This window comes from Mesorhizobium sp. M7A.F.Ca.CA.002.09.1.1 (assembly GCF_003998555.1).
GTDB classification, from domain to species: domain Bacteria; phylum Pseudomonadota; class Alphaproteobacteria; order Rhizobiales; family Rhizobiaceae; genus Mesorhizobium; species Mesorhizobium ciceri.
This window is the reverse complement of the sequence record NZ_RZRR01001527.1, coordinates 1-572: the sequence shown is the minus strand read 5'-3', so window position 1 is coordinate 572 and position 572 is coordinate 1. Positions and strand designations below refer to the sequence as shown.

The following is a 572-nucleotide window of genomic DNA, read 5'->3' as shown; positions in this document are numbered from 1 at the left end:
GTGCTGGAAAACGTCCAGGTGCCGATGCGCGAATATCTCGACCTGCCGCGAAAGCTGATGGACGAACTGGCGATGCTCAAGATCGAGCTGGTCGGGCTGCCGCCCGACGCGGCGCAAAAATTCCCATCCGAACTGTCCGGCGGCATGATCAAGCGCGCCGCGCTGGCGCGGGCGCTGGCGCTCGATCCCGACATCGTCTTCCTCGACGAGCCGACATCGGGTCTCGATCCGATCAGCGCGGCGGAGTTCGACGAGCTGGTGGTCAAGCTGCGCGATACGATGGATCTGACCGTCTACATGGTGACGCATGACCTCGACACGCTGTTCACCGCTTGCGACCGGGTGGCCGTGCTCGGCAAGAAGAAAGTGCTGGTCGAAGGCACCATCGACGACATGCTGAAGAGCGAGGAACCGTGGGTAAAATCCTATTTCCGCGGAAAACGCGCCCGGCAACTTGATCTTGCGGCGCGCGCATAGCCATAAGTGGGACAATGGAAACCAGAGCCAACTACGTCATTGTCGGCATCTTCACGCTGGCCGCGATCCTGGCGGCGTTTGCCTTCGTCTACTGG

1 protein-coding gene is annotated in these 572 nt (G+C 61.4%); it reads left to right on the top strand.

The features are described from left to right. Positions 1–477 (top strand): ATP-binding cassette domain-containing protein (locus tag EN994_RS34450; RefSeq protein WP_127308302.1); only part of this gene is annotated, 477 nt, incomplete at its 5' end. Positions 478–572 lie beyond the last annotated feature (95 nt).